Raw genomic sequence first — 6,420 nt, forward strand, 5'->3', positions numbered from 1 at the left:
CACCCCCCACCCACGACATCCCCCATCCCGGCGATGCCCCACATCGCCGCCCGCGGCACGCTCCCTCGCATGCGCCGCTACATCCGCGCCGTGGTGCCGGGCGCGACGTACTTCTTCACCCTCACCCTGCAAGACCGCCGCTGCGCGACGCTGATCCACGGGGTGGATCACCTGCGTGCCGCGTTCACCGAAATCCGCACCCGGCACCCGTTCGACATCGACGCGATGGTCGTGCTGCCGGATCACCTGCACCTGCTCATCACCCTGCCGGCCGACGACGCGCGCTACGCGATGCGGCTGGCGCTGATCAAGGGCGCTTTCACGCGCCGCATGGCGGCCGCGCAGCGCCTGGATTCACGCGCCCTGCAGGCACGTGGCGCCAGGGGCGAGCGCTCGCTCTGGCAGCGCCGCTACTGGGAGCACCAGATCCGAGACGAGAACGACTACGCGCGGCACGTGGACTACATCCACTTCAACCCGGTGAAGCACGGCCATGCCGCGCGGGCCGGCGACTGGCCGTATTCCAGCTTTCACCGGTACGTGCGGCATGGCGTGTTGCCGGCGGATTGGGGATTGGCGGCCGGGGCCGACAAGGGCGGTTTCGGAGAGCGGAGTGACTGGGCTTCCTCGTAGGCTGGGGTGGAGCGATAGCGCAACCCCAGCGTTCTCGCCCTGTGCACCACCCCCCGTCAGATCTCCACCGTCACAGGCGCATGATCGCTGGGCTGCTTCCACTTGCGTGGCGTGCGGTCCACGCTGCATGCCTTCACTTCCGCGCGCATCGCCTCGCTCACCAGGATGTGGTCGATGCGCAGGCCGCGGTTCTTCTGGTAGCCGAGCATGCGATAGTCCCACCAGCTGTAGCTCTTCTCGGGTTGCTCGAAGAGGCGGAAGGCGTCGACCAGACCCAGTTCCAGCAGGCGGCGGAAGTGGTCCCGCTCTTCGGTGGTGTGGTGGATGGTCTCGCGCAGGCCTTCGGGATCGTAGCTGTCGCGGTCCTCGGGGGCGATGTTGAAGTCACCCAGCAGCACCAGGCGCGGGTGCTGTTCCATCTGCGTGCGCACATGGTCGCGCAGGGCGCGCAGCCAGCTCATCTTGTATTCGAACTTCTCGGTGCCGGGCGCCTGGCCGTTGACGAAGTAGCCGTTCACCAGCCGCACCGGCCCGCCAGGTGCCTCCACCGTGACGGTGAGCACGCGTGAGCTCTCGTCGGTGAAGCCGGGGATGTTGCGCACCACATCGGCAAGGGGCGTGCGGCTCAGCACCGCGACGCCGTTGTACGTCTTCTGCCCGAACACCGCGCAGTGCGGGTAGCCCTGCGCCGCCAGCGCATCGGCCGGGAACTTGTCGTCAGTGAGCTTCAGTTCCTGCAGGCACAGCACGTCCACCGGGTTGGCGGTGGTCCAGTCCAGCACGTGCTGCAGGCGGGCGGTGAGGGAATTGACGTTCCAGGTGGTGATCTTCATCAAGGGCGGGCCTTCCTAGGTGCAGCAGGATAGCCGAGTGAGCCGTTCCATCGCCGCGACCGGGTACCATCCTGGATCGTCCCGCCCAGCCATGAAGTCGCCAGCGATGCCACGCCGCCACACCCTGCCTGCGCTGGTGCTGGGCCTGCTGCTCGCGGCCGCCGGCCCGGCCCAGGGCCAGGCCCAGGTGCACCTGCTGGCGCCGGGCACGAGCCGTCCCGCCAATGCCGCGCCCGAGGCACCCTCGGTGGCCTCGAGCTGGGCCGAGATGGAGGCCGCGGGTGTGCGCATCGGCGCCGTGCGGGTGCTGCCGCAGGAGGTGTTCGACACCTCGGATCCGGCGGAGAACATCGCGCTCTTCCGCGGCGCGAACCGCGTGCACCGCGTTACCCGCGCGCGCGTGATCGAGAAGCAGCTGCTCTTCAAGCCCGGCGACCGCGTGTCGGTGCGCGTGCTGGAGGAGACCGAGCGCGTGCTGCTGGCCAACCGCTTCCTGTCGGAGGTGATGATCCTGCCGCTGGCGTACAAGGACGGCGTGGTCGACATCGACGTGGTCACGCGCGACGCCTGGTCGCTGGACCCTGGCGTCAACGTGAGTCGCTCAGGAGGCAGCACCTCCGGCGGCATCCTGGTGCGGGACTACAACTTCCTGGGCACGGGCACCACGGTGGGCCTGGGCCGCACGCGCAATGTCGATCGCAGCGGCAACCAGTTCTTCATCTCCAACGACCATGTCTTCGGCTCCTGGACGGGGCTGAGCTTCGACCATTCGAGCAACACCGATGGCCAGCGTGACAGCATCGCGCTGACGCACCCCTTCCACTCGCTCGATGCGCGCTGGGCCGCCGGCGCGCGCTTCAGCCGCGACGACCGCATCGACCCGATCTACAACGCCGGCGAGGTGGTGTCCGAGTACCGGCACCAGGTCATCTCGGGCGAGGTGTTCGGCGGCTGGTCCGACGGGCTGCAGAACGGCTGGGTCAAGCGCACCACGCTGGGCCTGACCTTCCAGGACGACAACTACCGCTTCGAGCCCGGCCGCACCGCGCCGCCGCGCCTGCCCACCGATGACCGCATCGTGGCGCCGTTCGTGCGCTACCAGTTGCTGGAGGACCGTTATCAGCGCGAGGTGAACCGCAACCTGATCGGCCGGCCGGAGTTCTTTGCGCTGGGCCTGAACCTGACCGCGCAGCTCGGCTTGTCGACCAAGGCGCTGGGCGCCGATGCCGATGCGGTGCTGTACAGCGCGAACCTCAGCCACGGCTGGCAACTGGACGAAGACCGCACGGTGCTCGCCGCGGGCGCCGTGCAGGGGCGCCTGCAGGATGGCGACGTGCGCCGCCAGCGCGTGTCGCTGCAGACGCAGTACTACGAGCGGCGCAGCGCCCGCCGCCTGTTCTACGCGGCGGCCTCGGCCGACTGGCTGACGCGCCCCGAGGTGGGGGATGATCTGCTTCTGGGCGGCGACAACGGCCTGCGCGGCTATCCGCTGCGCTACCAGAGCGGCACGCGCCGCGCGCTGCTGACGGTGGAGGAGCGCTTCTACACTGACATCTACCTCTGGCGCCTGTTCCGCATCGGCGGCGCTGCTTTCGTGGATGTGGGGCGGGCCTGGGGCGGCAGCAACGTCAACCGGTCGGATTCAGGCTGGCTGGCGGATGCCGGGCTGGGCCTGCGCATCGTGAGCACGCGCTCCGCGTTCGGGAATGTGCTGCACCTGGATCTGGCGTTCCCGCTGGGGGCGGGGTCGAACGTGAAGCGGGCGCAGGTGCTGCTGAAGTCGCGATCGACGTTCTAGCGTTGGTGGCGGGAACGCTGGGGTTTCGCTGTCGCTCCACCGCCAGCCTACCGGGGGCTGGCGCTGCCCGCATCGGCGCGCCGATACACCACGAACGCAAACCTGACCCCCGCGGCGGAGACATGGCCCTCCCGGCTCGCCTCCACCCACTCCGCACCCAGGGTCGGCGCATAGGCATCGCCTTCGTACTCGGCATCGATCTCCGTCACATGCACTTCATCCGCCAGCGGCAGCGCGGCGCGATAGATCTCGGCCCCGCCCAGCACCCAGGCCACGTCGCTGGTGCCTGCGAGCCGAATCGCCTCTTCCAGCGATGACGCACGCACGGCGCCCTCGGCCTGCCAATCTGCCTGCCGCGTGACGACGATGTTGGTGCGCCCCGGCAGCGGCCGGAACTTCACCGGCAGTGAATCCCAGGTGCGCCGCCCCATGATGACCGGGTGGCCCATGGTCCGCGCCTTGAGGTGCGCCATGTCTTCCGGCAGGCGCCAGGGAATCGTGTTGTCGCGGCCGATCACGCCATTGGCGGCGCGGGCGTACATCAGGTGGAGGCGGGTCGTCATCATCAGGCCAGGGCGTTCTCGATGCGGCGCTTGGCGCCGAGGTAGAGGGGTCTCTCGATCCAGCGGTAGTGCAGGGCGGCGAGCCCCACCGCCGCCGCCAGCGCCAGCGCCCACAGCGCGCCGCGCAGGCCCTCGGCAGGGGCCCAGGCGGCCACCAGCAGGTACAGCGAGGTCAGCGTGAGGATGTGGCTCAGGTACAGCGCATAGGAGGCATCACCCAGCCGCGCCAGCCCGAGCATCATGCGCCCGGCGGCCGGCCGCGCGAGGATGGCGCAGGCGGCCAGCCCCACGGCCATGCCGCCGAAGAGCAGGGTGCGCAGCGGCGCATGGGCGATGTCGGCCAGGCCGAAGAAGCCCAGGCCGCCGCGGAAGTGCGTCCAGGCCGCCGCCGTGCCGCAGACGAGCGCGAGCAGGGCCCAGGGCATCAGCGATTGCCGCGGCCTCGCATGCAGCCATTCGCACAGCAGGAAGCCGGCGATGAACTCCAGCACGAAGGGCGAGGCGATGAACAGGCGGAAGATGCCCAGGCCCTGCTCATGGACCAGCGCGTAGCGACCGGTGCCCACGTTCACCAGTACCACGACCAGCACCAGCGCCGCCCACGCCAGCATCGCCTGCCGCATGCGCGGCCGTGCCAGCAGCAGCAGCGCGCCGACTACGAGGTAGAAGTACACCTCCATCGTCAGCGTCCACAGCAGCACGAGCACGTAGCGCGTAATGTCGGCCACGGGCACCAGCAGGAACGAGGCGATGAAGCGCTTCTCCGCCAGTGGCCAGCCCCACCAGGCCATGGCGGCGATGAACAGGCCGAAGAAGGGCCACCAGCCCAGGTAGATGCGCGCCAGCCGCACCGCGATGAAGCGGCGCGCCGCGGCCAGGCCGGGCGTCACGCCCCGCGTGGCCTGCGCGATGACCGCGCCGCTGATCACGAAGAACAGGTCCACGCCGGCGTAGCCGAGGCGGCACAGCGCCTCCAGCGCGGCCGGCAGGGCGGGCTGCCAGGCCTGCGGCACCACCAGCGGCACCAGGGCATGGAACATCACGACCCACAGCGCGGCAGCGAAGCGCAGGATCTGGATGTTCTGGATCACCCCGTCACACCGCCACCGGCGCCTTGATGGGCGGGTGCGGGTCATACCCCTCCACCACGAAATCCTCGTAGCGGTAGTCGAACAGGGTCTCGGGCCGGCGGGCGATGCGCAGCGTGGGGTAGGGCCGAGGCTCGCGCGAGAGCTGCAGCGCCACCTGCTCATGGTGGTTGCTGTAGATGTGGCAATCGCCGCCGGTCCAGATGAAGTCCCCTACGCCCAGGTCGGCCTGCTGCGCCATCATGTGCGTGAGCAGCGCGTAGCTCGCAATGTTGAACGGCACGCCGAGGAAGATGTCCGCGCTGCGCTGGTACAGCTGGCACGAGAGCTTGCCATCGGCCACGTAGAACTGGAAGAACGCATGGCAGGGCGCCAGCGCCATCTTCGGGATGTCGGCCACGTTCCACGCACTCACGATGATGCGGCGCGAATCGGGGTTGCTGCGGATCTGCTTCAGCGCCTCGGAGATCTGGTCGATGTGGCCGCCGTCGGGCGTGGGCCAGCTGCGCCACTGCACGCCATAGATGGGGCCCAGGTCGCCATCCTCGCGCGCCCATTCGTCCCAGATTGTCACGCCGCGCTCGCGCAGCTTGTTGTTGTCGCTGGAGCCCTCCAGGAACCACAGCAGCTCGTGGATGATGGACTTCAGGTGCACCTTCTTCGTGGTGACGAGCGGAAACCCCTCGTTCAGGTCGAAGCGCATCTGGTAGCCGAACACGCTGCGCGTGCCGGTGCCCGTGCGGTCGGTCTTGGCCGTGCCGTGCGTGTACACGTGGCGCATGAAGTCTTCGTACTGCGATCGGATGGGGTGGGGCATGGGCGAATCGGGTTCAGTAGCTGCCGAAGAGGGTGTCGAGGGCGGCAACGATCTCGGCCGACTGCGTGGCCAGCGAAGCCACGGGGGTTCGCAGCTCCGCTGCGGGAAAGGCCGCCAGCGCTGCCGTGTCTGCCACGACGGCCTTGCCTGCAACGTCGAAAGCCGGATTGAGGTCACGCACGGGCAGCGGAAAGGAGGCAGCGGCGCGCAGTGGCACGACGACGCGGGTGGCGAGGTTGCGGATGTGGTTGTTCTGCACGTCCAGCAAGAAGGGCGTGGTCTTGCGCAAGGCCGGCACGGGATGCGCGTAGATGTCGAAACGGGCCACGATCAGAACGTCCGGTAGCGCTCCAGGGGCAGGCCTTCACGCGCGATGCGTTCGTTGTAGGCTTCTATCGCCTCCCTGTTGTCCTCATTCCACTTTGCCCAGTAGAGTCGGCGTACTTCCTCGGCCAACAATGCATCCACCGTCTGGGAGACGTTCAGGCCGAGCTCCTTGGCCATCTCAAGGACCTTGACGTTCAGGCTCAGGTTGGTGGGCTTCTTGGGGGCGTCGTCGAAGCGCAGCATGTGGAGGGCTCCATGGAGGATGCGCACATTTTATGCGCATGGGCGGGGTCGCGGGGGGGGGGGGGGGGGGGGGGGGGGGGGGCGCCCGCCCCCCCCCCCCCCCCCCCCCCCCGGAACC

The 6,420-nt window shown here is 68.9% G+C and carries 8 protein-coding genes; 2 read left to right on the forward strand and 6 right to left on the reverse strand.

The window, feature by feature from the left end:
* The first annotated feature begins 33 nt into the window (after nt 1-33).
* On the forward strand, nt 34-633 hold the full coding sequence (locus tag ACE3T5_RS04800; protein WP_374665026.1) for a transposase: 600 nt from the start codon (nt 34-36) through the stop codon (nt 631-633).
* Between the two features lie 56 nt (nt 634-689).
* Here the strand turns inward: ACE3T5_RS04800 and xth are convergent, their stop codons facing one another.
* Nucleotides 690-1,466, reverse strand: a complete 777-nt coding sequence (gene xth / locus ACE3T5_RS04805) for an exodeoxyribonuclease III (RefSeq protein WP_374665028.1) — start codon at nt 1,464-1,466, stop codon at nt 690-692.
* A gap of 106 nt (nt 1,467-1,572) precedes the next feature.
* Between xth and ACE3T5_RS04810 the strand changes: the two genes are divergently transcribed.
* Nucleotides 1,573-3,264 carry a hypothetical protein gene (locus tag ACE3T5_RS04810; protein ID WP_374665030.1) on the forward strand — a complete coding sequence of 564 codons (1,692 nt, stop codon included), beginning with the start codon at nt 1,573-1,575 and terminating at the stop codon, nt 3,262-3,264.
* 47 nt (nt 3,265-3,311) lie between these two features.
* Here ACE3T5_RS04810 and ACE3T5_RS04815 read toward each other — a convergent pair whose 3' ends face one another.
* From ACE3T5_RS04815 to ACE3T5_RS04835, 5 genes are read right to left on the reverse strand one after another with little or no spacing between them, the layout of a single operon-like run.
* A complete protein-coding gene (locus ACE3T5_RS04815; RefSeq protein WP_374665032.1) occupies nt 3,312-3,830 on the reverse strand; it encodes a dihydrofolate reductase in 519 nt (172 codons plus the stop codon).
* Nucleotides 3,830-4,918, reverse strand: a complete 1,089-nt coding sequence (locus tag ACE3T5_RS04820) for an acyltransferase family protein (protein WP_374665034.1) — start codon at nt 4,916-4,918, stop codon at nt 3,830-3,832. The genes ACE3T5_RS04815 and ACE3T5_RS04820 overlap by 1 nt, the downstream gene beginning before the upstream one ends.
* A gap of 4 nt (nt 4,919-4,922) precedes the next feature.
* Entirely contained in the window at nt 4,923-5,732 is an 810-nt protein-coding gene (locus tag ACE3T5_RS04825; RefSeq protein ID WP_374665036.1) for a thymidylate synthase, read from the reverse strand.
* Nucleotides 5,733-5,745: 13 nt separating this feature from the next.
* Nucleotides 5,746-6,060, reverse strand: coding sequence for a CcdB family protein (locus ACE3T5_RS04830; protein ID WP_374665038.1), 315 nt, complete (start codon nt 6,058-6,060; stop codon nt 5,746-5,748).
* A gap of 2 nt (nt 6,061-6,062) precedes the next feature.
* Entirely contained in the window at nt 6,063-6,302 is a 240-nt protein-coding gene (locus ACE3T5_RS04835) for a type II toxin-antitoxin system CcdA family antitoxin (RefSeq protein WP_374665040.1), read from the reverse strand.
* Nucleotides 6,303-6,420 lie beyond the last annotated feature (118 nt).

Origin of the sequence: Ramlibacter sp., assembly GCF_041916345.1 — a bacterium.
In the GTDB taxonomy this organism is placed as follows: domain Bacteria; phylum Pseudomonadota; class Gammaproteobacteria; order Burkholderiales; family Burkholderiaceae_C; genus Ramlibacter.